The sequence below is a fragment of the Proteus faecis genome (assembly GCF_003144395.1).
Taxonomy (GTDB): Bacteria; Pseudomonadota; Gammaproteobacteria; order Enterobacterales; family Enterobacteriaceae; genus Proteus; species Proteus faecis.
This window is the reverse complement of sequence record NZ_PENZ01000034.1, coordinates 246,332-271,731: the sequence shown is the minus strand read 5'-3', so window position 1 is coordinate 271,731 and position 25,400 is coordinate 246,332. Positions and strand designations below refer to the sequence as shown.

At 38.3% G+C, this 25,400-nt stretch carries 23 protein-coding genes; 10 read left to right on the top strand and 13 right to left on the bottom strand.

Going from position 1 to position 25,400, the window contains the following annotated elements:
• Positions 1-119: 119 nt before the first annotated feature.
• The 3 genes from yegD to DK858_RS10855 all read left to right on the top strand — a co-directional run bounded on the left by yegD (position 120) and on the right by DK858_RS10855 (position 3,070).
• Positions 120-1,472, top strand: a complete 1,353-nt coding sequence (gene yegD / locus DK858_RS10865; RefSeq protein WP_109397407.1) for a molecular chaperone — start codon at positions 120-122, stop codon at positions 1,470-1,472.
• A 137-nt stretch (positions 1,473-1,609) separates the two neighbouring features.
• Positions 1,610-2,635 (top strand): threonine aldolase family protein, encoded by a 1,026-nt coding sequence (locus DK858_RS10860; protein WP_109397406.1) that lies wholly within the window; start codon positions 1,610-1,612, stop codon positions 2,633-2,635.
• 171 nt (positions 2,636-2,806) lie between these two features.
• Positions 2,807-3,070, top strand: a complete 264-nt coding sequence (locus DK858_RS10855) for a YjbD family protein (protein ID WP_023582219.1) — start codon at positions 2,807-2,809, stop codon at positions 3,068-3,070.
• Positions 3,071-3,146: 76 nt separating this feature from the next.
• Here the strand turns inward: DK858_RS10855 and xylB are convergent, their stop codons facing one another.
• From xylB to DK858_RS10835, 4 genes are all read right to left on the bottom strand, one after another.
• A complete protein-coding gene (gene xylB / locus DK858_RS10850) occupies positions 3,147-4,601 on the bottom strand; it encodes a xylulokinase (protein WP_109397405.1) in 1,455 nt (484 codons plus the stop codon).
• Positions 4,602-4,674: 73 nt separating this feature from the next.
• Positions 4,675-5,991, bottom strand: a complete 1,317-nt coding sequence (gene xylA, locus DK858_RS10845) for a xylose isomerase (protein ID WP_109397404.1) — start codon at positions 5,989-5,991, stop codon at positions 4,675-4,677.
• A gap of 10 nt (positions 5,992-6,001) precedes the next feature.
• The gene (gene nhaC, locus DK858_RS10840; protein ID WP_109397403.1) at positions 6,002-7,477 is read right to left on the bottom strand and encodes a Na+/H+ antiporter NhaC; all 1,476 of its coding nucleotides are present in this window, start codon (positions 7,475-7,477) and stop codon (positions 6,002-6,004) included.
• A gap of 6 nt (positions 7,478-7,483) precedes the next feature.
• A complete protein-coding gene (locus DK858_RS10835) occupies positions 7,484-8,653 on the bottom strand; it encodes a MalY/PatB family protein (protein ID WP_109397402.1) in 1,170 nt (389 codons plus the stop codon).
• A gap of 188 nt (positions 8,654-8,841) precedes the next feature.
• Between DK858_RS10835 and DK858_RS10830 the strand changes: the two genes are divergently transcribed.
• Positions 8,842-10,008, top strand: a complete 1,167-nt coding sequence (locus DK858_RS10830; protein WP_109397401.1) for a XylR family transcriptional regulator — start codon at positions 8,842-8,844, stop codon at positions 10,006-10,008.
• Between the two features lie 26 nt (positions 10,009-10,034).
• Here the strand turns inward: DK858_RS10830 and DK858_RS10825 are convergent, their stop codons facing one another.
• The 3 genes from DK858_RS10825 to DK858_RS10815 form a co-directional block, all read right to left on the bottom strand.
• Positions 10,035-10,325 carry a VF530 family protein gene (locus DK858_RS10825; protein WP_109397400.1) on the bottom strand — a complete coding sequence of 97 codons (291 nt, stop codon included), beginning with the start codon at positions 10,323-10,325 and terminating at the stop codon, positions 10,035-10,037.
• A gap of 172 nt (positions 10,326-10,497) precedes the next feature.
• Positions 10,498-12,096, bottom strand: coding sequence for an MFS transporter (locus DK858_RS10820; protein ID WP_109397399.1), 1,599 nt, complete (start codon positions 12,094-12,096; stop codon positions 10,498-10,500).
• Positions 12,097-12,159: 63 nt separating this feature from the next.
• The gene (locus DK858_RS10815; RefSeq protein ID WP_109397398.1) at positions 12,160-14,028 is read right to left on the bottom strand and encodes an amidohydrolase; all 1,869 of its coding nucleotides are present in this window, start codon (positions 14,026-14,028) and stop codon (positions 12,160-12,162) included.
• Positions 14,029-14,865: 837 nt separating this feature from the next.
• Between DK858_RS10815 and DK858_RS10810 the strand changes: the two genes are divergently transcribed.
• Complete coding sequence (locus DK858_RS10810; protein ID WP_109397397.1) at positions 14,866-15,987, top strand: ribosomal protein uL16 3-hydroxylase; 1,122 nt, start codon at positions 14,866-14,868, stop codon at positions 15,985-15,987.
• Between the two features lie 160 nt (positions 15,988-16,147).
• Here the strand turns inward: DK858_RS10810 and arsC are convergent, their stop codons facing one another.
• The 3 genes from arsC to DK858_RS10790 all read right to left on the bottom strand — a co-directional run bounded on the left by arsC (position 16,148) and on the right by DK858_RS10790 (position 18,398).
• The gene (gene arsC / locus DK858_RS10805) at positions 16,148-16,573 is read right to left on the bottom strand and encodes a glutaredoxin-dependent arsenate reductase (protein ID WP_109397396.1); all 426 of its coding nucleotides are present in this window, start codon (positions 16,571-16,573) and stop codon (positions 16,148-16,150) included.
• A gap of 10 nt (positions 16,574-16,583) precedes the next feature.
• A complete protein-coding gene (locus tag DK858_RS10800) occupies positions 16,584-17,873 on the bottom strand; it encodes an arsenic transporter (RefSeq protein WP_109397395.1) in 1,290 nt (429 codons plus the stop codon).
• A gap of 189 nt (positions 17,874-18,062) precedes the next feature.
• A complete protein-coding gene (locus tag DK858_RS10790; protein WP_109397394.1) occupies positions 18,063-18,398 on the bottom strand; it encodes a metalloregulator ArsR/SmtB family transcription factor in 336 nt (111 codons plus the stop codon).
• Positions 18,399-18,655: 257 nt separating this feature from the next.
• Here DK858_RS10790 and dhaT point away from each other — a divergent pair, with 257 nt between their 5' ends.
• The 5 genes from dhaT to DK858_RS10765 all read left to right on the top strand — a co-directional run bounded on the left by dhaT (position 18,656) and on the right by DK858_RS10765 (position 21,931).
• Complete coding sequence (gene dhaT / locus DK858_RS10785) at positions 18,656-19,819, top strand: 1,3-propanediol dehydrogenase (RefSeq protein WP_109397393.1); 1,164 nt, start codon at positions 18,656-18,658, stop codon at positions 19,817-19,819.
• A 139-nt stretch (positions 19,820-19,958) separates the two neighbouring features.
• The gene (gene osmB, locus DK858_RS10780; protein WP_006536908.1) at positions 19,959-20,180 is read left to right on the top strand and encodes an osmotically-inducible lipoprotein OsmB; all 222 of its coding nucleotides are present in this window, start codon (positions 19,959-19,961) and stop codon (positions 20,178-20,180) included.
• Positions 20,181-20,433: 253 nt separating this feature from the next.
• Positions 20,434-21,183 carry a bifunctional NADP-dependent 3-hydroxy acid dehydrogenase/3-hydroxypropionate dehydrogenase YdfG gene (gene ydfG / locus DK858_RS10775; protein WP_109397392.1) on the top strand — a complete coding sequence of 250 codons (750 nt, stop codon included), beginning with the start codon at positions 20,434-20,436 and terminating at the stop codon, positions 21,181-21,183.
• Between the two features lie 100 nt (positions 21,184-21,283).
• Positions 21,284-21,640, top strand: a complete 357-nt coding sequence (locus DK858_RS10770) for a DUF1283 family protein (protein ID WP_109397391.1) — start codon at positions 21,284-21,286, stop codon at positions 21,638-21,640.
• Between the two features lie 54 nt (positions 21,641-21,694).
• Positions 21,695-21,931 carry a DUF1161 domain-containing protein gene (locus DK858_RS10765; protein ID WP_099075341.1) on the top strand — a complete coding sequence of 79 codons (237 nt, stop codon included), beginning with the start codon at positions 21,695-21,697 and terminating at the stop codon, positions 21,929-21,931.
• 297 nt (positions 21,932-22,228) lie between these two features.
• Here the strand turns inward: DK858_RS10765 and bioD are convergent, their stop codons facing one another.
• From bioD to DK858_RS10750, 3 genes are all read right to left on the bottom strand, one after another.
• Positions 22,229-22,900, bottom strand: a complete 672-nt coding sequence (gene bioD / locus DK858_RS10760; RefSeq protein ID WP_109397390.1) for a dethiobiotin synthase — start codon at positions 22,898-22,900, stop codon at positions 22,229-22,231.
• A gap of 196 nt (positions 22,901-23,096) precedes the next feature.
• Positions 23,097-24,308: a sugar metabolism global transcriptional regulator Mlc gene (mlc, locus tag DK858_RS10755; protein ID WP_109397389.1), complete on the bottom strand. Its 1,212-nt coding sequence runs from the start codon at positions 24,306-24,308 to the stop codon at positions 23,097-23,099.
• Positions 24,309-24,436: 128 nt separating this feature from the next.
• Positions 24,437-25,351 carry a LysR family transcriptional regulator gene (locus tag DK858_RS10750; RefSeq protein ID WP_109397388.1) on the bottom strand — a complete coding sequence of 305 codons (915 nt, stop codon included), beginning with the start codon at positions 25,349-25,351 and terminating at the stop codon, positions 24,437-24,439.
• Between the last annotated feature and the right edge of the window lie 49 nt (positions 25,352-25,400).

Genomic DNA, 25,400 nt, shown 5'->3' with positions numbered 1-25,400 from the left:
GCACTAGATTAATTCGCTTATTTTCTCTCTTTTAAGCCCCATAATCTGATGGTAATTGCAAAAAGCTTGATGTAGAGTGCTCAGTCTTTTTTTAATGAAAGTCTACTGGGGAGGCTAAATTGTTTATTGGCTTTGACTACGGAACATCAAATTGTTCTGTTGCAATTATGAAAGAGGGAAAACCCACTCTTTTGCCTTTAGAAGGTAATGATGTCTATATTCCATCAACCCTTTGTGCGCCAACCCGTGAATCTGTTTCTGAGCACTTATTTCGCCATTTAAATATTAAACCTTCCAGTGAAATTGGCGAACAATTACTAAGAAAGTCGATTGCGTTTAATCGAGAAGAAGATATTGAATTAGTTCCTGAAGATATTCTTTTCGGACAATCTGCGCTAAGTTTATACCTACGTGATCCTCGTGATGTCTATTACGTTAAATCACCCAAATCCTTTTTAGGTGCTTCAGGCTTACATGATATACAAATTAGCTTCTTTGAAGATTTAGTTTGCGCCATGATGGCAAATATTAAGCACCAAGCAGAAAAAAGCACACAAGAAGCGATCACAGATACCGTTATTGGCAAACCTATTAACTTTAATGGGTTAGGTGGCGAAGCTTCAAATAGACAAGCTGAAAACATTCTTATCCGTGCAGCTAAAAGAGCTGGCTTTAAGAATATTATGTTTGAATTTGAACCTGTTGCAGCCGGACTTGAATATGAATCGACGTTGACTAAAGACCAAACAGTATTAGTCGTTGATATTGGTGGGGGGACAACTGACTGCTCATTAATTCAAATGGGGCCAAGTTACCAAGGCAAAACTGACCGTTCAAACACATTACTTGCCCATAGTGGACAACGTGTTGGTGGTAATGATCTTGATATTTACCTCGCTTTTAAACAACTTATGCCACTATTTGGTATGACAGGATTAACGTCTTCTGGTATTAAATTGCCTCTGAAACAGTTCTGGGATCCTATTGCGATTAATAATGTAGAAGCCCAAAAAGATTTTTATTCTCGTCAAAACCTTGCTGTGTTAAATCAGCTAAGACGGGACGCAAAAGAGCCCGAAAAAATAACGCGCCTTATTGAAGTCTATAATGAAACATTGGGTTACAGCATTGTTCGACGAGCTGAAGAAGCTAAAATCGCTTTATCAGATTCTCCTGAGTATATTGCTAATATCGCATTATTAAGTGAAACCTTAGAATTAACGATTGAACGCGAACAAATGGTTGAATCTATCGAATCACCAAAAAGTAAAATGATTGAGTTAGTTAATGATGCAGTGAAACAAGGGGGGATCAAACCCGACGCTGTTTTTATGACTGGGGGCTCTGCGCGTTCACCTATTTTATGCCAAGCCATTGAACAACAATTGCCAAATATTCCGATTGTTAAAGGTAATGATTTTGGATCGGTTACCGCAGGATTGGCACGTTGGGGCGAAGTCTGTTTTAAATAATCGGTTTTAAATAACTGATATTTTCAATATATTAAAGCGCTTTACATTTAATCTTTGTATTGATTAGATGTAAGGCGTTTTTCTTTATCAAACACGATAAAAACTCAATAAAAACACAACATTCGACAGGAGAACACATGTACCGCTTCCAAAATGATTATAATGAAATTGCACACCCTGCGGTCATGAAGGCAATCACTGATACGGTGGGGCAACGCTATGATGGATATGGCATGGATAAGCTTTGTCATCAAGCAGCTCAAACAATAAAACAGCGTATTCAACAACCTGATGCGGATATTCACTTTTTTAATGGTGGTACCATTACTAATTTAACTGCTATCTCTCATTTTTTACGTCCACACCAAGCGGTTATTTCTGTCAGTACTGGGCATATTGCCACACATGAAACCGGCGCTATTGAAGCAACAGGGCATAAAGTTATTACAACATTTTCCACCGATGGAAAATTAACACCCGCGTTATTAAAACCTATTCTTGCTGAGCATAATGATGAACATTGGGTTCAACCAAAGCTTGTTTATATAACAAATGCCACAGAGATTGGTACGGTTTATCGTAAAGCTGAATTACAGGCACTGCGTGATTTCTGTAATGAACATAATTTATGGTTATATCTTGATGGTGCACGTTTAGCAGCAGGATTAATGTCTGCACAAAGCGATCTGACTATCGAAGATATCGCCAATTTAACCGATGCTTTCTATATTGGAGGCACTAAAATTGGTGCAATGTCAGCTGAAACGCTAGTGATTTGTCATCCGGCATTAAAATCTGATTTTCGTTTTAGCTTAAAACAAAAGGGTGGATTACAAGCGAAAGGCTGGTTATTAGGTGCGCAATTTGAAGCTTTATTTAAAGATGAACTCTATTTTAAATTAGGCAAACACCTAAATGACATGGCATCACAATTAACTGCGTTCTTTACTGAACAAGGTTTTGAATTTTTAGCTCCCCCAGAATCTAACCAGGTTTTTGTTATTTTGCCAAATACACTTGCAGAAAAACTAACACAACAATTTGTTTTCCATCGTGTTTTACTTGAAGATCCTAACTTAAGTTGTTTACGCCTTTGTACTTCTTGGGCAACAACACAGCAAGACATTGATGGATTTAAAACAGCATTTCTGCAATTAGTTTAAATTTTCTGTTTTAACTTATCTTTTATTTAATGCATTACACACTTATTAAGTGCGTAATGCATTTTTGATATAATCAGAATTTAATTACCTTAAATCTAAATATAATGCTGGAGAGACCCATTAATAATGTTATATTAATATCTCCGCTCTCAATATAAGTAGGGTAAAAGAATGAAGAAATTGACACTCCAAGAGATGACAGACGCCCAACAAATGCGAGTAAAAACCAGAATAGGTCAAGAGAGAAAGAAATTAGGGCGTGAATTAACCAATGCTGAAATGAACAAAGTCAAAGACTCCATTATTACCGAAATCTCCCTCGAAGTTGAAAAAGCTACCAAAAAAGCACAAGCCCTCAAGAAGAAGCAAAAACTAGCCCCAAGTGATGAAACCTATAGTTGGTCAGCTAAAAACCATACTCGGGGATATCGTTAATTATTTATAAAATAGCGCTAACTTTATAAATAAAAAATTAGCGCTATTAATTTACCCTGATATTGACGCAATGTAGTTATATTTCCATTGAATCAATTAATGAATATAACTTTTTAAAGGCGTGATATTTTTTGTTGTATGTTTTATGTTTTTCTAAATTGGGTGTATGACGTTTTTCTAGCTTAGGTTGAGAAAGAATAACCTGCGATGAATAAGCTGGGTTTACTGCTAATTGTGCAAGTCTTGCCGCGCCAAGTGCAGGACCAACATCACCACCTTGACGATAATCGAGATTTTTTCCAGTAATATCTGCAAGAAGTTGTCGCCAATATTCACTTCTGGCACCACCACCAATTAATGTAATATTATCGGCTAATTGGCCTGCATTTTCAGCAACTTCTATCCCTTGTCGTAATGCAAAACTCACACCTTCAAGAACAGCTTGGCACAAGTCAGCCCGTTGATGCTCATGGGTTAATCCCCAAAAAACACCTTTCGCATTAGGATTGTTATAAGGTGTCCGTTCACCAGAAAGATAAGGTAAAAACAACAGGGGACTCTTAGCAAAAGTAGCCTGTTCAACTTCGTCAAACATTGCACCTACACTCTCAATTCCTGTTAATTGACACACCCAATCAAGACATGATGCTGCACTTAGCATGACAGACATTAAATGCCAAGTATTAGGTAATGCATGACAAAAACTGTGTACTGCATTGTCACTATTTTGGAGAAATTTTTCGCTAACAACAAAATAAACACCTGAAGTCCCTAAAGAGAGCATTGCTTGGCCTGGTTGATAAACACCAACACCAATTGCTCCCGCCGCATTATCGCCAGCACCTGCAATAATAGGTACTTGTTTCATCTGCCATTTTTTAGCAATATCAGCCAATAGATAGCCCGTTATTTGATTACCTTCAAACAATGTAGGCATTTGACGACGCGTTAATCCTGTCGCATTTAAAAGTTCATCACTCCAACCTCGCTTTTGCATATCTAACCAAAGCGTACCGGCTGAATCTGACATATCACTAGCAAAATTACCGCTCATCTTCCAACGTAAAAAATCTTTAGGTAATAAAACATGTGCAATACGTTGAAAGATTTCAGGTTCATGTTCAGCAACCCATTGTAGTTTTGGTGCAGTAAAGCCGGGCATAACTAAGTTACCAGTGATTTTTTTAAACTGAGGATATTGCGTCTCAAGCATTTGGCACTGTTTAAAACTACGACCATCGTTCCATAGGATGGCGGGACGTAGCACCGATTGTTGTGCATCAAGTAAAACGGCGCCATGCATTTGTCCGCTTAATCCAATCGCTTCGATTTTATCCATTGGATAACTGCGCCCAAGCTGAAGAATGGCTTCTTCCGTTGCTTGCCACCATTGCAGAGGATCTTGTTCTGACCATTGAGGGTGAGGGCGTGATATTGCTAAAGAAACAGAATGACTGGCAACAACGTCACCTTGCTCATTCATGATGATCGCTTTAACGCTTGAAGTACCTAAATCTAGCCCTAAATACATAAAGTTACCTCATGATCTGTATCTAATTAATAAACACAGCGGAAACTCCGCTGTGTTATTACGTTTTATGCCATTAACCAAAAATATAGCGATTCACTAAACTTTCTAACATTTCTTGGCGGCCACTTTGTAACTGTGGTGCTAAGGTATTGCTTTGTGCATATTTCGCCACTTCTTCAAGAGTTAATTTGCCTTGTAAGATATTTTGACCAAACTCCGCACTCCAACCTGAATAACGTTGTGCCGTAAATTTATCAAGGCCGCCATCTTGGATCATTCTTGCTGCAATGCGTAATGCCATTGCCATTGTATCCATTCCTGAAATGTGTCCATAGAAAAGGTCATATTTATCATTACTTTGACGACGAACTTTCGCATCAAAGTTTAAACCACCCGTTGTAAATCCACCTGATTTAAGAATTTCATACATCACAAGTGCATTTTCTTCTACGCTATTTGGAAATTGGTCTGTATCCCAACCTAATTGTGGATCACCACGGTTAGCATCAACAGAGCCTAAAATCCCTAATGCAATAGCCGTCGCAATTTCATGATGGAAACTATGTCCTGCCAATGTTGCATGATTGGCTTCAATGTTGACTTTAACTTCTTTTTCAAGACCAAACTGTTTTAAGAAGCCATAAACAGTCGCAGTATCATAATCATATTGATGTTTTGTTGGCTCTTGTGGTTTTGGTTCAATCAGTAATGTACCTTGGAAACCAATTTTATGTTTGTGTTCAACAACCATCTGCATAAAGCGGCCAATTTGCTCTCTTTCTTGGCGTAAATCTGTATTTAACAGTGTCTCATAGCCTTCGCGTCCACCCCATAAGACATAGTTTTCACCACCTAGCGCTTTTGTCGCTTTCATCGCTTCACAAACTTGTGTCGCAGCCCATGCAAAAACGTCAGGATCAGGGTTAGTTGCCGCGCCAGCACCATAACGAGGATGAGTGAAGCAGTTTGCCGTTCCCCATAATAACTTAACGTTAGTTTCTTCTTGTTTTTTCGCTAATACATCAGTAATAGCTGCCATATTAGAGATATATTCATTGATGTTATTACCTTCAGAAATCACATCTACATCATGAAAACAGTAGAAAGGAACATTGAGCTTATGAAAGAACTCAAAGGCAACATCGGCTTTGCGTTTTGCTTGCTCTAAAGCTTCACCCGGTGTTTGCCACGGTCTATCAAAAGTACCGATACCGAACATATCAGAACCATTCCAGCAGAAGTTATGCCAATAACAAGCCGCAAATCTTAGGTGATCTTCCATTCGTTTACCTAAAATAATCTCATTAGGGTTATAGTAACGAAACGCTAATGGGTTATCGCTTGTTGTGCCTTCATATTGAATTTGTTCAATTTTATCAAAGTAAGACATGGAACCGTCCTTATTTAGTATCAAGTTGTAATTCTGAATGTGATCCAAGCTCAGCAGTCATCTCTTCCTGCTCTTCTGGTGTTAATTTGGCAATGCCAAAGCCCGTGAAACCCCACAGCATGGCAAAGAAGATGCCACTCCAGCACAATACAGCCCAAGGTAAGTAACTTAAGGTTGCAACACCTAAGGTACCTGCCATATAAGCCCCTGCGGCTGTCCACGGTAAAATGGGTTCAAAAATAGTGGCGGAGTCTTCTACGGTACGAGCGAGGTTTTTAGGGTGTAAGCCTCGTTCGATGTAGGCACCGCGTAACATTTCGATAGGAATAAGAATTGAGATTTGTCCATTACAAGTCACGCCAATCATGGTTAACCCGCAAACAATCGTGGCTAAGATCATTGAACCTGTTGAGTGAACCATTTTTAACAATGCATGGACAATCACTTCTAATGCGCCACTTAATGATAAGGTACCGGCAAAAGAGAGGGCACAGAAACAGATAAGCAGGGTGCTCATCATCGAGTTCATGCCACCACGATTTAATAAGTTACCTAATAATTCAGGAACCTCTTTCCCTTGGATCATTGAAACATTAAAACCATCAACTGCACTTTTTACGATGTCATGTAATCCAAAGCCTTGAATAAGATAGGCGTTAAACATCGCAATTGCGGCAGAGGCTAACATTACTGGGATAGTGGGCTTTTTCGTTACTGAACCATATAAAATGACTAATACAGGAATGAGAAGAATTAAATTGAAGTTATAAACATTCTCCAGACCATTTGTAATTAAGGTCACTTTTTCTGGTACACCTTGACCTGCTAAATCACCATTCATGCCATAAACAATCATCACAATTGCCGTTAAAATCAGTGAAGGCAGTGTGGTGTAAAGTAAGTGCCAAATATGTTGATAGAGGTCGATCCTCGCAGCCATGGCGGCAAGGTTGGTATCACCAGATAATGGTGAAAGTTTGTCACCAAAATAGGCACCCGCGACGACAGCACCAGCTGTTGCTGCAAGGTTTGCATCCATACCAACGGCAACCCCCATAAAAGCAACACCAATGGTTCCTGCTGACCCCCATGAAGTTCCCGTACAGACTGATACTAATGATGTAACCAATAATGCAGTAACATAAAGCATTTCTGGGCTGATCATTTTTAATCCGTAATAGATCATCAGAGGAATGGTACCGCCAATCATCCATGTGCCTATTAACAAGCCCACACTGATTAAAATCAGCAATGCGGGCATAGTCTTAGCAATTTTTTGTGAGATAGCCGTTAAGATCTCGTCATAGCGATATCCTAATCGTTTTACTAATAGCGCAGCTACAACTGTAGACAGCACCATTAACGGCTCTGGTGGTAAATCAAAAGCGGCGTAACCTCCTCCTAATAGCACCACCATGGTGAATATCGGAAAGAGAGATTCGAGTAATGTAGGTGTTCTCGGACTGTTTATCGTTTGCGTTTTCATTGTAATTTATTCCAAACTGGCGTGAGGTAAGGTACGAATAAGCCGAGTGAAAACGGTTTCTAATATTGAACGAGGTGTCGCGATATTAATGCGGAAAAAACCATCCCCAACCGCACCAAAACCACGCCCCCAACTCATTTCCACTTCAGCTAATGAAACAAACCAATGTTTTAGTTGTTCTTCAGATAACTGCATTTTTTGGTAGTTGATCCATAGCATGTAGGTGCCATGACTTTGAGTGATAACCCAATCAGGAAAATAACGTTCACATTGTTCTTTTACCCAACGACGATTATCAGCAAGGTACGTTTTTAATTCACCAATCCACTGTTGGCCTTGTAAGGTATAAGCTTGTAAAAAAGCGGGAACTGAAAAATAGCCAGGATTATGAATACCCGCAGCAATTAAGCATTGCTTGAATTTTTCACGATATTCAGGATTGGCAATAACGATATTGGCAACTTCAAGACCCGCTAAATTGAATGTTTTAGCGGGAGAAGTACACATAAAGGAGTGTTGTTCTACATAAGTATTTACTGATGAAATAGGGTGGTAACTTGCACCATCGAAAACAAAATCTGCATGCACATCATCAGAAATAATAAAAACCTGATATTTTTGTGCAAGTTCCGCTATTTTTATTAAATCACTTTTTTGCCATACCGTTCCAGTTGGGTTATGTGGCGATAGTAAAATAAAGCAGACAGACTGTTTAAACTTACTTTCTAAGTCATCAAAATCAATTTCATAATAGCCGTCATGATAAATCAACGGGCTTTCTAATAGTTCACGTTGATTGACACAAACAGCATTACTAATAGGATGATAAGCAGGTGATAAGGTTGTGACTTTATCACCAATGGATGTGAAGTTTTGAATATAAAGCGAAACCGCTTGAATAATACGGGGGCAAAAAACAATAGAACTAGGCTCTACAATCCACTGATATTGCGTTTTAAACCAGTTTGCAGCAACGTCATTCCAATCTTCACTAAGGTCGGTATAGCCATAAATTCCTTTAAGATTAAATTGTGTCAATGCATTGACAATAAAATCTGGCGCAGGAATATCCATATCTGCAACAGATAACGGAATAACATTAGCGTTACTATTACACCATTTTGCACTATAGGTATTTTGCCTAGAAATTAATTTATTAAAGTTATTCTGATACATGAAAAATCTCCTCGGCAAGCGTGTTTAAAAACAAAATACTCGTTGTTAGTAGCATTGGTTATTCCTATTTTTTACTTTGCTATTACGAAATTTGGCTTGTGTGATAGTAATCACATAGCGATGAAAGCAAGTTCTAGCAAAATTAAAGCTGTGGTTTAATGCGTAGCTGGGGGACTAGGTAGAGTAAAATGAAAAAAGATAAATACTTTCGTATTGTGCTGTTATTCAACGCTAATAAAGTCTATGACCGACAAGTGGTTGAGGGTGTTGGAGAATATCTTCAAGCATCACAGTGCCATTGGGATGTATTTATTGAAGAAGATTTTCGTACTCGACTTGATAATATTAATCATTGGGTTTGTGATGGTATTATCGCTGATTTTGATGATCCGATTATTGCGAAACATTTAAGCCAATCGTCGTTAGCAGTCATTGGCGTAGGGGGCTCTTATCATCAAGAGGAAAATTATCCCCCCGTACCTTATATCGCCACGGATAATTACGCATTAGTTCAACAAGCCTTTTTACATTTAAAACAAAAAGGGCTGAAACACTTTGCTTTTTATGGCCTACCAGCAAAAAATCATCCTCATTGGTCTAATGAACGTGAGCATGCCTTTCGTCAATTAGTCACCCGCGAAAAATATCCAGGCATTGTTTATAACGGTATGGATATTACCCAAGAAAATTGGCAACACGCGCAAAACCGTTTATCAGATTGGATACAAACTTTACCACCACAAACTGGGATTATTGCTGTCACCGATGCAAGAGCACGACATTTACTGCAAGTTTGCGATAATTTAAATATTAATGTGCCTGAAGAAATCAGTATTATTGGTATTGATGACGAAGATATGACACGTTATTTATCGCGTATTGCATTATCTTCTGTTGTGCAAGGCTCACGACGAATGGGATATTTAGCCGCGAAGTTACTACATCAAACGCTAGAAGGGCATGTAACAGAGAAACAGCAAAGAATATTAGTTCCTCCCGTTAAAATCGTCGAACGTCGTTCAACCGATTTTCATTCTTTTAATGATCCCACCGTTGTTCAAGCCATGCATTATATTTATTACAATGCCTGTAAAGGGATAAAAACAGAGCAAGTTTTAGATGCCGTTAATATGTCGCGTTCCAATTTAGAACAACGTTTTAAAAAGGAGATTGGCAAAACAATTCATACCGTTATTTATGAAGAAAAACTCAAACGCGCTCAAAACTTATTAGCCACCACAACACTCGCAATCCAAGAAATATCTGTGATGTGTGGCTATCCGTCTTTGCAATATTTTTACTCTATCTTTAAAAAAGAATTGGGGATGACGCCAAAAGAGTTTAGAGATGAATAAGAAAATATAACAATAAAATAAAACACTTATCGCTTTCTACTATTTGCCCACGGATCACAATCTGGGTGATCGATAACTTCAATCACATCATCAATATCTGCTTCAAGAGAATCAAGATAAAGCGCTTCTACTTCAGCACGTGCCCACGGTGTTCTGCGCAAAAACTTTAAACTTGATTTCACGCTAGGATCACTTCTAAAGCAGTTAATTTTGATGAGTTGTCCTAATTTAGCCCAACCATATTTTGCTACTAGCGCATTTACTTGCATTTCAAGAGTAACGCCATGTAACGGATCTTTAGAACGATGTCCTGTCATGATTTTCTCAAATACGTTTTAGTTATTTCAAAGGTAAGAAGCGGTGCAGAGTACAAGAAAGCCATAGCAGTATCAATAAAAGGAACCGAATAAAATAAATATGGCATGTATTCTAAAGCCAAGCCATTAAACTAATCTATTTAATAAGCGTTAATGGCTTGGTTACTGCTAATTACTTCTTACGTGAAAAAGCAGAAAAAGAGTGAGTCACTTTTTTAGCACTGATGATTTTATCTAATTGTTGTTGCAACTGTTTATCATCCATTGTTGCGCGATCATGTTGACGAAGATGTTCAGCCCAAGAAGCCACCATAAAAGTTTCCATATAGGTTTGAACGTTATTTTCTGTAATCGCATCAGATGAAACAAATAGCCCCCATGAATAACCGCCATCTCTTAAACGAACCGTTTTTAATCGATTCATTAAACTTAGGAATTGCTCACGGTGATTGACTTCAATTTGATAATTCACGGTAATTAACACAGGGCCTTTATCTGTTGTAATATCAATCAGTCCATCATCCAAAATAAAGTGTTCTGAGTGCTGTAAGTTGATGTTGTCATGTTCCAATTTGACACGCAAAACACATAACCAAACTAAAATAATCCCAACAGTTGCACACAACAAAGCTACCGTCACTGACGTATGTGACGCAATTTGTCCCCAGATAAGGGAACCTAACGCCATTGAGCCAGAAAATACGGTTAAATAGAGCGCAAGACCTCTCGCACGAACCCAATTAGGCAATGCTGTTTGTGCTGAGACCATTAATGTGGAAAGGGTGATTATCCAGCTAAATCCAGCAAGCATACTGGCAAAAATAGCTAAATATTTTGAAGTCGCACTAGCGAAAATAAATAACACCAATGCAGTCCCCACAGTGCCAACAGCAATTAGTGTGCTGGTACTCCATTTTTCACGCAATGTTGATAAGCTAAATGCACCAACCACTGCACCAATACCAATGCTGGTGGTAAGTAAACCGTATAATGTTGCATCGCCATGTAGTGATACCCGAGCGACTAGCGGTAACATTGCCCAATAAGCACTCGCAAAAATAAAAAAGCTGGCGGCTCTTATAATCGTTTTGATTAATGCAGGACTATAACGTGCATAGCGTAAACCGGAGATCATCGCAGCCACAACAGATTCAGCAGGGAGTTTTTCCTCTTCTTTTTTCTCACCTTCCCACCACCAGACAGCAAGAATAATGGCGATAAAACTCAATGCATTTAGTAAAAATGGTAAATAAAGGCCAACTTGAGAAATCAAAATACCTGCAAGTGCAGGGCCTATTGCACGGCTAATATTAATTCCCATACTGTTTAAGGCAATACCCGATTTTAATTCTTGTGGCTCAACAATACTTGGCACAATCGCTTGCCATGCAGGGCCTAAAAATGCCGCACCAGAGCCCAAAATAAAGGTAATTAATAATAACCAGCCAATGCTGATAACATCGAAATACACCAAAACAGCCAATAATGAAGCTGCACAGAGCATTAAGATATTGACGAAAATAAGCAATTTTCGTTTATCAAAAATATCAGCAATGGCTCCTGCTGGAAGTGCCAATAAGAAAACAGGTAATGTAGTCATGGCTTGAATAGCGGCAATCATTACGGGATCAGGGCTTAGGTTTGTCATCAACCAACCGGCACCCACATCATTCATCCAAGTACCAATATTAGAAAATAGCGTTGCCATCCATAATACGAAAAAAATACGATTACGTAAGGGCGACCATGCAGAGGCGCGTTGCGTTGCCATCGTCTTATCTCTCTTTGTTTGAAATGGCTGGCAAATATTCACCAACCATCGTTATGATAAAAATTAGAATGCAAAGCAAGAACAGCCTAAAGCGCCCCAAAATGCATTATCATCTGAAATAGGAATGGATGATTGGCGAGCGATATCATGTTGATGCCCATGAACATGGCAGGCACCACAGCATTGATGTAGCTGATTTAACACCGCTGTTTTTGTCTCTTGTTGTAAGTAAGAATAATGACCTGGTACTTTGATCACCGGTGACCAATCAGGTAATACAGGAATAGAAGGCGGTGTTAATGATGAAAAATCACCATTTGCATATACAATTTTGCCATCTACGACGGTTAAAAGTGATTCAATTGCTTTGATCTCGTTTTCCGGCACTCGAAAATAATCAGCAGAAAGGGCAATAAAATCGGCAAGTTGGCCTGCTTTAATTTGGCCTTTTTTACCTTGTTCATTGGAGAACCATGAACTCCCCATCGTCCATAACATAAGCGCGGTATCTCTGTCTAAACGATTATCGCCGTCATACATTTGCATGCCACCTACAGTACGCCCTGACACTAACCAATAAAGCGCTGTCCACGGATTGTAACTAGCAACACGAGTTGCATCTGTACCTAATCCAACAGGAACTTGTGCATTTAACATTTTGGCGACAGGGGGTGTCTGTTTCAGTGCTTTTGTACCATAACGTTGTGCAAAATATTCGCCTTGAAATGCCATGCGATGTTGAATTGCTAATCCACCGCCAAGTGCTTTAACGCGTTCAATATTTTTCTCACTGATGGTTTCAGCATGATCGAAAAACCAATGTAATCCATCAAAAGGGATCTCTTTATTAACTTTTTCAAAGACATCTAGCATACGGCTAATGGATTCGTTATAAGTGGCATGTAAACGAAATGGCCAGCGATGTTCGACTAAATGACGGATTACTTTTTCTAATTCAGCTTCCATGTTTTCAGGAAGATCCGGTCTTGGCTGTAAGAAGTCTTCAAAATCTGCCGCAGAAAAAACCAACATTTCACCCGCACCGTTATGACGATAAAAATCACTGCCATCACCGGGTGATACCATTGATGTCCATTGTTGGAAATCTTGAAACTCTTGCTTTGGTCTTTGGGTAAATAAATTATAAGCAATACGAATCGTTAATTGGTTATTTTTGGCAAGCTCATCAACAACTTGATAATCTTCAGGATAATTTTGAAAACCACCCCCCGCATCAATAGCGCTCGTGACACCAAGACGATTTAATTCTCTCATAAATTGGCGGGTTGAATTGACTTGATATTCAAGCGGTAATTTAGGGCCTTTTGCTAATGCAGAATAGAGCAACATCGCGTTAGGTTTTGCTATCAATAATCCGGTCGGGTTGCCATGTTCATCACGCTGAATTTCACCACCTGGAGGATTCGGGGTCTCTTTGGTATAACCAATCGCACGCAATGCAGCTTTGTTTAGCAATGCGCTATCATAGAGGTGTAATACAAAAACAGGCGTATCAGGAGAAACCGCATTAATTTCGTCTAGCGTTGGCATACGGCGCTCTGCGAATTGAAACTCGCTCCAACCACCAACAACACGTACCCATTGCGGTGACGGTGTCACTTGGGCTTGAGCCTTTAACATATCAAGAGCAATAGAAAGAGAAGGGACGCCTTCCCACCGTAATTCTAGGTTGTAGTTTAATCCACCGCGGATCAGATGAAGATGTGAGTCATTAAGCCCAGGAATAATAACGTGGTTTTTTAGATCGATGATTTTTGTTTCTGCATTTTGAAACTGCATCACTTCATCATTTGAGCCAATAAAAAGAAATTTACCTTGATAGACAGCTATCGCTTGAGCGAGAGGATTTTCTTTATCAAGAGTATGGATCTCGCCATTGATAAATATTTCGGTCGCGAAAGTTTTATTCATGATTTTTGATTTCCTATTTAAAAGGAATTAACCCTTTATTAAATAAAAGGTGTGATCGTACCGAGCTGTATTAGTAATACAGCTAACTATTTATTTTTAATAATAAATTAAAGATAAGAAGGTCAGTTTTTTTATATTTATTCCAGCAGGTTTATTAAATTGTAGCTTAAGTTTATTTCATTGCCATTTAAAACATTTGCTTTAAGGGAACAAAAAAAATGAATAAGATAAAGATGAAGTAATTAATTGATATTTAATTGAATTATAAGTTTTTCACCCGAACACATGTTTCACAAGCGAGGATCACAACACCCAAAAACTTAAGAAAAATACAAACTCAAGGATAGAGAAGTAACTATCAGTGAAAAAGAATATAAAGCATTGGTTCAATATTTTAATATAGAAAATAATCATATTAGTAGGGCTTAGAGATGATGATACATATACTTGGAATAAAGTTATTAGTCATATATCTAATTTAACATAATATACATTATGCGAACCTTGGTATCTAAATACAGGTAGGCACTAAAATCTCTATTTTTGTCTGGTTGATTATGTTGCTTCTTTTTAAACTAAAGCGCATTCACCAATGTTTTCTAAGTCTCAAATATAGACTCATCCAGTTTATCCAGTGATGAATGTGTCTCGCGAATCATCGAAGCTCTTTCCCAATGCGCGACACCTGATGGAGGGAATTTTAACAACCTCTACATCTTGCACGAAGCAATAAACATTCCCCTGACAGTTATTAACTACCATTTGACGCCAAACAAAAATATCACCGTGTATTACTTCTATAATTACCCACTTATTCATTGATACAGACGTGATCACATGGTTAACAAATTGAATCTTAACTGGCCTGAATTTTTAGAAAAATACTGGCAAAAAAAACCTGTTGTACTGAAAAATGCATTTCCTAATTTTGTCGATCCTATCACTCCAGATGAACTAGCAGGTCTGGCAATGGAACCGGAAATCGACAGCCGCCTTGTCAGCCTCACTGGCAACAAATGGCAGGCAAGTCATGGGCCATTTGAAGACTTCAGCGAATTGGGCGAAGAAGGATGGTCACTACTGGTACAAGCAGTTAACCATTGGCATATGCCAGCAGCTGAACTGGTGAAACCGTTTCGAGTGCTACCAGAATGGCGTCTTGACGATCTGATGATCTCCTATTCCGTACCGGGAGGTGGTGTCGGACCTCATATTGATAACTATGATGTTTTTATCATTCAAGGAATGGGACGCCGTCGTTGGCGCGTAGGTGACGCCCTACCAATGCGTCAATTCTGTCCGCATCCCGCATTACTACATGTTGATCCGTTTGAGCCAATTATTGATGTGGAAATGGCACCAGGCGATATTTTGTATATTCCACCTGGATTTCCTCACGATGGCTTCACCTTTGAAGATACCATGAATTATTCCGTCGGTTTTCGTGGACCAAATGGTCGTGATTTGCTGAGTAGCTTTGCAGACTACGCACTAGAACAAGATCTAGGTGGAATAAATTATGGCGATCCAAACCTAACGATACGCGATAATGCAGGAAAAATGGAGACTTATGAAGTTGAACGCCTGCGCGCTATGATGATTGAAATGATCAATAAGCCAGGTGATTTTGAACAGTGGTTAGGCCGTTTTGCAACCACTTCGCGCCATGAGCTAGATGTTGCACCTGCAGAACCGCCATATCAGCCAGAAGAAGTATTAAGCTCATTGAATGCTGGCGAAAAACTAATCCGACTAAGCGGACTGCGTGTCCTACGCATCGAAGATAATTTCTTTGTGAATACAGAATATTGGGCGACCAAAGAAACGAAGGGAGCAGATGCATTGTGCCAGTTTACAGAAGTTGGCGTAGATGAACTCGGTGAAGCATTGAAGAACCCAGCCTTTGTTGCGGAATTAACCGAATTTATCAACCAAGGATATTGGTACTTCGAAGAGTAAGTGATATTGGTTGGATACAATAAAGCACCTACACCTGCTTGGGGTGCTTTATTTTTTCGTTTCCGCCCTTCTTACTTAAGTCAGATGATGCCGATAATTACAACAAAAAACCTCACCTTAGTGAGGCTTCTATTACCCTAAAAATAGTTAATAAACTCTTTTATATCAGCCTATTCCCTTTTTCATCGACAACATTTTGTCCATCTTCTTTTGAAAAGGCACCTTTCTGTGCTTTTGGAAGAATATCTAAGACGACTTCTGAAGGACGGCATAACCGAGTTCCTAAGGGGGTCACAACAATAGGTCTATTGATTAATATTGGATATTTCAACATATAATCAATAAGTTGTTTATCAGTAACATTAACATGATCAAGATCTAATTTATCATAAGGTTCAACATTCTTTCGTAATAGTGCTTTAACCGAAATTCCCATATCAGCAATCAGTTTCTCTAAAACATGCTTAGAGGGTGGCGTCTCAAGATAATGGATAATTTCAGGCTCTACACCACTGTTTCGTATCATTTCAAGCGTGTTTCGTGATGTGCCACAATTTGGATTGTGATAAATTACAATGCGATTCATTTTTTCACCACTAATTCATTAATGTAAGTCTAAGTGCTAATGCAATCAGTGTTACCGTAAGTACGGGAATAGTCATAACAATACCTGTTTTAAAATAATATCCCCATGTAATGGTCATATTTTTTTGCGACAAAACATGCAACCACAATAATGTCGCTAAACTTCCTATTGGCGTAATTTTAGGGCCTAAATCTGCACCAATAACATTCGCATAAACCATCGCTTCTTTAATTAAACCAGAGGCATTACTACCTTCAATCGATAAGGCTCCGATAAGAACGGTTGGCATATTATTCATAATTGATGATAAAAATGCGGTGATATATCCCGTTCCGAGTGTTGCAGTCCACACACCTTTGCTTGATAAGAAGTCAAAAACTTCAGATAGATATTGAGTCAAACCAGCATTACGTAATCCATAAACAACAAGGTACATGCCAAGGGAGAAAATCACGATTTGCCAAGGTGCTCCACGTAAAACTTTTCGAGTATTAATCGTCTTTCCTCGTGCCGCAATAAACCACAAAATTACAGCACCAACAGCGGCAATAGCACTAATTGGAATACCCAAAGGTTCCAGTATGAAAAAACCAAGTAATAAAAGAAGTAATACCAACCAACCGGCTTTAAATGTTTTCACATCTTTGATCACCGTCGCAGGCATCGCTAACTTAGAGGTGTCATATTGCTGAGGAATATCTTTGCGAAAAAACCAATGTAACATAATTAATGTTGCAATAATTGCAGCGATATCAACGGGAACCATCACTGACGCATATTCCGTAAATCCGATATTAAAGAAATCAGCAGAGACGATATTAACTAAATTTGAAACAATTAAAGGCAAGCTTGCTGTATCTGCAATAAATCCTGCTGCCATAACAAAAGCTAATGTTGTTCCTTTACTAAACCCAAGCGCTAACAACATTGCAATCACAATGGGCGTTAGAATAAGTGCGGCACCATCATTGGCAAAAAGTGCCGCAACGGATGCGCCTAACAGGATAATATAGCTAAATAAAAGACGGCCTTTACCACCGCCCCATTTTGCAACATGGAGTGCGGCCCATTCAAAGAAGCCACTTTCATCAAGAATAAGGCTAATGATAATAACAGCAACAAATGTAGCGGTTGCATTCCATACAATATTCCAAACCACGGGAATATCTTGGAGATTAATGACGCCTAGTAATAATGCGATTAATGCACCAATTGTTGCACTCCAACCGATCCCCAATCCTTTTGGTTGCCAAATAACAAAAGTGATTGTCAAAACAAATATTAATACTGCAATAAACATACAAACCTCTTTCAGAAAACTCATTAAAAGCTTTCTACTAGAAAAAATTAATCAGCCAGTTTGCTCAATGCATCAACACCGAGTGCCACACCTCTCCCGTGCTACAACATAATGCGGGATCAAAGACTTCTAGCTTTTTCATATCGACACTTCATATCTGCTTTTTCATATATATTAATTTAAAATTTTTTATTCAGAACAACAACTCACTGACCCATTCTTTTCAATAGATTGAAGTAAATCTGCTATTTTGCTTTTCTCTGTTTCATAGGTGACTTCAATAATATTTTTCACCCACGGTAATAAGGTAGGAGACAAACGATAATGAACCCATTTCCCGTGTTTAGAATCAAGTAATAGTCCACTTTCTCGCAACATAGCTAGGTGGCGAGAAGTTTTCGGCTGGGATAAATTTAGTGCTGTATAGATGTCACAAACACACAATTCACCAGATGCTTTAAGTAACAACACAATATCTAGCCTTGTTTGATCACTTAATACCTTAAATAATTGCAACGGTTCCATATTTGCTCCTTTCTTTAAGAAATTCTAACCTACTCTCGGAATACAAATCTGTCAAACCATATATGTTAAAATAGTTATTTTCTTAATCTCACATCATCAAATAAGCATATCCCGTTGACTTATATCAAATGAACCAAAGTTAAATGAATCGATTCATCTCATTGATGAGCTACTTCCTTGACTTAATAATCAACGAGGTGAGAATGCACTAATACTTTAATTTATTTTAATAATAATCTGATATTGGAAGGTTTATCATGAGCTATCGTATATTTGATTACTTGGTACCGAATGTTAACTTTTTTGGTCCTGGTGCTATCTCTGTTGTTGGTGAACGTTGTAAATTATTAGGCGGTAAAAAAGCCCTGTTGGTAACAGATAAAGGCCTGCGAGCGATAAAAGATGGTGCCGTAGATAAAACTATCGGTTATCTAAAAGAAGCGGGTATTGATGTTGCCGTATTTGATGGCACTGAACCTAACCCCAAAGACACGAATGTGCTTGAAGGTCTTGCAATGTTCCGCAAAGAACAATGCGACATGATAATTACAGTGGGAGGTGGTAGTCCACACGACTGTGGTAAAGGTATCGGTATTGCAGCCACTCATGAAGGTGACCTTTATAATTATGCTGGCATTGAAACACTAACAAATCCACTTCCACCGATTATTGCTGTGAATACGACTGCCGGTACAGCAAGTGAAGTCACTCGCCACTGTGTTCTGACCAATACAAAAACTAAAGTTAAATTTGTTATTGTGAGTTGGCGTAACCTCCCTTCTGTTTCTATTAACGATCCATTGTTAATGATTGGCAAACCCGCCGGACTCACTGCCGCAACAGGTATGGATGCGTTAACTCACGCAGTTGAAGCTTATATTTCTAAAGATGCTAACCCTGTTACAGATGCTTCAGCTATTCAAGCAATTCGTTTAATTTCTCGTAACTTGCGTCAAGCTGTAGCCTTGGGAACAAATCTGAAAGCCCGTGAAAATATGGCTTATGCTTCACTTTTAGCTGGAATGGCATTTAATAACGCAAACCTTGGTTACGTGCATGCAATGGCTCACCAATTAGGTGGTTTATATGATATGCCTCATGGTGTCGCTAATGCAGTGCTGTTACCACATGTACTACGTTATAATCTGATTGCTAACCCAGAGAAATTTGCAGATATTGCTGAGTTTATGGGGGAAAACGTCGCAGGATTATCCGTGATGGACGCAGCAGAACGTGCTATTACAGCTATCGCACGCCTTTCTGTGGATATTGGTATTCCGCAACATTTAGGTGAATTAGGTGTGAAAGAATCTGATTTCCCATATATGGCGGAAATGGCTCTTAAAGACGGTAATGCATTCTCTAATCCTCGTAAAGGTAATGAAAAAGAGATCATTGAAATTTTCCGTCAAGCATTCTAATAATGCGCTAATAAACATTAACCCACTATAATGTGGGTTAATTTAAGAATTTTCTCTCCATTGTTCCCGAATATTCCGATCCTAGTATAAATACGATAAGTTTATTTTTATATTGTCCTTTATATCGGAGTTTATAAAAATGAATATCACGTTAAAAAAGATTGGAACACTGTGTGTCGCTTCTGTTCTGCTTTTTTCACTTGCGGGTTGTTCTAGCATGACAAAACGCGACCGTAATACAGCAATTGGCGCCGGTGCAGGTGCTATCGGTGGCGCTATTTTAACAGATGGTAGCGCATTAGGTACCATTGGCGGTGGTGTCTTAGGTGGTGTTATTGGCCATCAAGTCGGTAAAAAATAACTGACATTGCCTTATTCAACTAAGCTGGGTTTTCTCAATAAACCCAGCTTCTGGGTTGTTAATTGTTCTATCTTTCCCTTCTTATCTTGCAGTTAAAAACAAAAATCTTATTTATTATTAAAGATAAAAATCTTTCATATAAGAAAAGGATATGATTTTTAGCCTGATTTATCTCAAAGCCGTGTTTTAAACTTGACTCTTTCTAGTGATAGTCTTTTACTTTCAATTACTATGACTATTGAGGGGAAATTAAATGATTATTTTTATCACAGGTGCTTCTGCTGGCTTTGGTGAAGCCATTGCTCGTCATTTTATCAGCCATGGACATAAAGTTATTGGTACTGCTCGTCGTTTGGATAAACTTAATAGCTTACATAAAGAGCTAGGTGAACAATTTTATCCATTACAACTCGATGTTACAGATAAAAAAGCAGTCAGTGAAATTTTCAAACAATTACCCGAAAAATGGAGTGAAATTGATGTGTTAGTCAATAATGCTGGCTTAGCCTTAGGTTTAAATACCGCGGATAAAGCAAGCCTTGATGACTGGGATACAATGATCGAGACAAATAATAAAGGTTTAGTTCATGTCACTCGTGCTATTCTTCCTTTTATGGTTGAAAGAAACAAAGGCCATATTATTAATATCAGTTCAACAGCAGCGTCTTGGCCTTATATGGGTGGTAATGTTTATGGCGCGACTAAAGCCTTTGTTAAGCAATTTAGCTTAGGATTGCGAGCAGATCTCCAAGGCAAAAAAGTCCGCGTGACTGATATTGAGCCAGGGCTTGTTGGTGGTACAGAATTTTCATTAATTCGTTTTAAAGGTGATAGTGATAAGGTTGAACAAACTTATGCAAATGCAAATGCGTTAACACCTGAAGATGTGGCAGAAGCAGTGTATTGGACAGCAACATTACCTGCTCATGTGAATATCAATACACTAGAAATGATGCCTGTGAGTCAGTCATTTGCAGGGTTAAGTGTCCATCGTCAAAATTAAACACACTGAAAACGCATTTTTTATTAAGGTATCAGCTATAATTATTAAGATATAATAGTCATTGAGAGCAATAGCTACATAACTTTAGAGGATAGCAACCATGATAAACACATTAACTAAGAAACAGGTCATCAGAACCATGGTGTTCTCCTTATTTCTTGGTTTATCAGTGTCTTCTTTTTCTTCTGTTGCCGCTTCGACTAATGTAACCATTAATGGCGATGGCTATGACAATGTTTTAGATAAAGAACAAGCTCGACAAATGAAAGAAGATTGGGATCAAAAGCGAGAGCTTCGTAACCAAATCAATCAGCGGGAAAAAATCGAATTTAATAAAGTAGATAAAGCCATTGATGAGCGAGATGCTTGTCTGAAAAGCGCGAATGTCTACGCATATTGGGAACCAGAAACGCGTCGTTGTTTAGATAGTAATACTGGTCGCCCTGTTAACCCGTAAGTAAATAGTGTAAAACAGTGATGTTTTTGCCCGCTAAAACAAGGAGAGAATAATATGAAAAAATATGTATTTGCTGTAATGGCCACACTGGTTGCGTTTGCACCTTTAGCCGCGAATGCAGGTTGTGATGAAGTCGTTGAGTCTATTCAACAAAAAATCGTTAATAATGGTGTGCCAGCCGCTAACTTTACTTTAACTGTCGTTGAGAACGACCAAGTTGCACAGACAGAAGGTAAAGTTGTCGGAACTTGCGAAAATGATAGCAAGAAAATTATCTATACTCGTCATTAATCTATAGCTGATAAGATCTTGTGATTAAAAAGGGCGCAATATTAGCGCCCTTTCTCTTTGTCACTATTTATCAATGACTACTTTTCTAATTTATCAACATGTTATCTATTATCTAATTTGTTTTATCTTATTTAGTCTTAACTTTATGTGTCATTTTTATCATTAGTTATGCTTGTGACTAAATCAGAAAAAACAAAAACACCCAATGAATTTACTCATCAGGCGCTTAAAAGTAACAAGTTTGGTATCGTTTAAAAACAGATAGCAATCCACTTGATTACTTATTTATATTCTCTCTTAAGCAGGTACAGCGATTTCTAACTGACTTAAATCGAGGTAACAAGAGAGATCACGTTCTTCAGGACGTAACAAATACGGGATTTCACCAATCAACGGTGCAGGAATATGCTGAGACAGCCTTTCCACAATTTTCGCGTAATAAGGTAATCCTGGATTTATTCTGTTCGCAACCCAACCTACTAATTTTACACCATCATTGATAATAGATTGCGCAGTTAATATTGAGTGATTGACACAGCCTGGTTGAATACCAACAACCAAAACAACTGGGATTTGTTCTTTCACCACCCAATCAGAATAAAAGGTATTATCATCGAGTAAATAACGCCAACCACCATTACCCTCGATAACAACACACTCTGCTTTTTTACTTAAATTGTCTAGCTCATTTGAAATTTTATTAAAATCAATTTCATTTTCACTAATATAACAATTATCAAGCAAAATAGGATTAATTTCGTCGTAGCGAACTTCAACTGGCGATGAATTATGAATAATCATAGCATCACGATTACGTTCACCCTCAGCCGTTTCATGCAATTCTGTTGCAATAGGCTTATAACCCACTGCCGTTGACCCGCCACGATTTAATGACTGAAGAAGTGCTCGGGTTACAACAGTTTTACCCACGTTGGTATCTGTCCCCGTAACAAAAAAGCGTGTTAACATATAATTTACTTCCGTTATGACAGATAAATCAGGTTCATAAAAAATGACAGAGATTAGAGTTTAGGGTAACACTGTTTCGGGTGGCTTGAGATAGCTCAATTTTTTAGTTAATTGGTAGAAAATAGAGAATTCGTTAATGATCAATTGATGTATTTACGCTTATAAAACACTTTTGTTACGGTTTATTTTACCTGATTTATCCTTGCATCAACTCAATTAACAAAGAGCCATTGTAGAGTGCTTCTTTTACGAGCGAAGCCGCAGGCAAAGTCCCCTTGTTTCTTAACTCTGTTTCTTCAATAATCAAAGACTGAGCATAACGTGGCATGACATGCTGTTGAACTTGGTTCAAGATCAAAGGAAAAAGAATGGATTTAGCGCGACAAAGCGGTGAACCAATTAATATTTTTTGTGGATTAAAGATATTAATCATCACAGCCAAAATAAAACCTAATCGCTGAGCCACTAAATTAACAATTTCGAGCGCGGATTTATCGCCAATTAATATTGCATCACACAATGTCTCAACAGTAATAGGATATTTGTTTAGCAACGAAGTGGGATCTTCTTGAGCTAATAGTTGGGCTTTTTTGATTAATTGAGGAATGGCAATTTCTGTTTCTAAACACCCTGTTGCCCCGCAATAACAGCTATTTTGAGAGTCGATAACTTTAGTGTGCCCGATTTCAACAGCGCTATGACTGTTAGAATGCAATGTTTTTCCATTGCTTATCACGCCAGCTCCAACAATATCATCGATAACAATTTGCAGAACGTCTGAATTGTTTTTTGCCGCACCATATAAATATTCGGCCATTGTCCATGCAGTTACACTATGCTGTAAAAATACAGAGACACCCGTTTTTTCATGGATTTTATCGGCAAGTGGTATGTCTTTAATATCATAATAAGGCGAGCTATAAATAACACCGCTAATGGGATCAACAATGGCATTCATTGTAATGCTAATAGCCGTTAGTCTTTCAACATGTGATTGATAACGTTCAAAGAATTTATCAATGGCAACTAAAAAGTGATTAAGAAAATCATCGCTATATTCTTTGGGAAAATCGAACGTATCTTCAGTAACCAGTTTGCTGTCTAATTCTCTTAAACTAAAAAGCAAGTTACCTTTATTAACGCGGATACAGAGAAATTGCCAGCCTTGGCTTTCTAATTTTAATCCGACTGCTGGTCTGCCACGGAATCCAACATCAGGAAACTCCGTTTCATGAATAAGATGCGCTTCAACTAATTCTCGCGTGATCTTAGTAATACTTGCTGGCGCAAGCTCTGCCTTTTTCGACAATGAAATACGAGAAATGGGACCATGCTCATCAATCAAACGAAAGACTGTGCCAAGATTGAATTGTTTTACGTGATCGATGTGGCTAGGTTGATTCCCCATTGAATGCTTCCTTAATTAAAGAGCCATAATTAATTCGAGGCTCCAAATAATTCATTACCGATTATGTCGTCAATTTGTGATAATTGTACAATACTTACATAAAAATCGTGATCAAAAACACAGATAAATCAAGATTTTTGGTGATCTAGGATATTTTTCAACAGCAATTGCGTTAATCGATTCGCCGCTGCAGGAATAGCACGTTTATTATGTGAAACTAACCAAACCTCAGAGAACGCCTGAGAATTTGCAAAATGTAGATAATGCACCCCATCAACTTTCATTCGCGTAAATGATTTTGTCACAATAGAAATCCCAAGCCCAGCTGCAACTAACCCTAAAATCGTCATGGCTTCACCCGCTTCTTGTGCAATAGTTGGCGTAATTCCTGATAGACTAAGTAATTGAATAATCTCATCATAAAGTGCCGTACCGACATCTCTTTCAAAGAAAACAAAAGGATATTGGCCGATATCCTGAATATTGACCCCCGTTTCTTTATATGCAAGTAAAGGATGCCCTTCGTAAACCGCCAAAATAAAAGGCTCACGAAATAACAGCTGGTGGTGCAAATTTTCGGGTAATGTCGTGTTTCGCATGATCCCCAGATCAATACGCCCAGTCAGTAACGGCGATATCTGTTGTTTTGTATTCATTTGATGCATATGAATACCGACTTCTGGGTAATTTTCTCTAAACTGCCGCAAACTTAAGGTGACTAAATGCATAAAAGGCGTTGTTGAAGTAAAACCAATTGAAATCTCACCTAACTCACCTTTTTCCATTCTAGCGGCGCGCGTTGCGGCTGCGTTGACCTGCGCCATTATTTGATATGACTCTTTTAAAAACATTTGTCCTGCGGGTGTTAACGAAACGGAACGGTTAGTTCGCTCTAAGAGTCTAGCGCCTATTTCACTTTCAAGCGCTTGTATTTGTTGGCTTAAAGGAGGTTGAGAAATATTTAACCTTTCTGCTGCTTTACCAAAATGAAGTTCTTCTGCAACAGCAATAAAGTAACGTAAATGCCTAAGTTCAATATTCATATTTCTCTCATATTGTTATTGATACTTTAAAAGTCTTATTTCCAATAAT